General features: G+C 49.4%; 1 protein-coding gene and 1 pseudogene. Both read left to right on the top strand.

The features are described 5' to 3' along the window. Positions 1-1,093, top strand: a pseudogene (ebgA, locus tag R7O12_RS25215) (beta-galactosidase subunit alpha); the annotation flags it as partial. Positions 1,094-1,102: 9 nt separating this feature from the next. Next, on the top strand, positions 1,103-1,316 hold a 214-nt coding region (locus R7O12_RS25210), incomplete at its 3' end, for a YhcH/YjgK/YiaL family protein (protein ID WP_318126797.1).

Here is a 1,316-nt window from a genome sequence, read left to right as displayed (position 1 = left end):
GGATGAGCGCGAAGCCTTTGTTAACTTCACCGTACGCAAAGACAGTCGCACACTTTACAGCGAAGCCAACCATGAAATTGCGGTGTATCAGTTCCAACTGAAAGAAAAGACTGCGTCTGCACCTGCGTTCATCAATCGCAACGCACAACCTTTGGTGATTAACGAAAGCCGTTTGGAACACGTAATTGAAGGCCATAACTTCACGCTTACTTTCTCGAAAGTAAACGGCAAGCTGACTTCTTGGCGCGTAAATGGCGAAGAGATCATTCAATCTGAGCCGAGACTGAACTTCTTCAAACCGATGATTGATAACCACAAACAAGAGTATGAAGGTTTGTGGCACCCAGCGCATCTGCAAATCATGCAGGAGCACTTCCGCACACTTGCTGTGGAAGCAACTGATGATTCCGTCTTGATTACGACCACCAGCATCATTGCGCCGCCGGTCTTTGATTTTGGCATGCGTTGTACCTATCGTTATCAAATCAATGCTCAAGGCCATTTGAACGTGGAACTGAGTGGCGAGCGCTACGGCGACTACCCTCACGTGATTCCGGTCATCGGCTTGGATTTAGGCATCAACGGCAGCTTTGATCAAGTGAGTTACTACGGTCGCGGCCCTGAAGAGAACTATCAAGACAGCCGCCAAGCCAACATCATCGATCTGTACCACACCAACGTGGCGGACATGTTCGAGAACTACCCGTTCCCGCAAAACAACGGCAACCGCCAACACGTGCGCTGGGCCTCACTCACCAACCGTCATGGCACAGGGTTATTGGTGAAACCTCAGCAAGAAATCAACTTCAGCGCGTGGTTCTACACCAACCAAAATCTGCATGAAGCGCAACATACGATCGAGCTAGAAAAGAGTGGCTACATCACCCTTAACCTTGACCATCAAGTTATGGGGTTAGGCTCGAACTCATGGGGCAGCGAAGTGCTCGACTCTTACCGCGTGTACATGGACGAGTTCCGTTACGGTTTGACGCTGATGCCACTGCAAGCAGGCGATTGCAACGCACACGTGATGGCAAACCATGATTTCGACAACGCGTTTTTCACTCAAACCAATACTCAATCAGTCAACTAGGCGTAACCCATGATCGTGTTAGACAGCTTAGAGCAATTCAAACAGGTATATCGCAACGGTCGTAAATGGAACCGCTGTGTGGAAGCCATTGGCAACATCGGCAACATCAAAGATGGCGTGATGCACTCGATTGGCGATTCACTGGCTTACATGGTTGAAGATGGCCTCGCGAAACAAACCGAAACGTTCATCGGTAACCGTCGTTACTTCGATGTGCATTACT

This window comes from Vibrio sp. Vb1574, from assembly GCF_033338675.1.
Note: the sequence above shows the minus strand (reverse complement) of the source record. Positions and strands in the feature narration are given on the sequence as shown.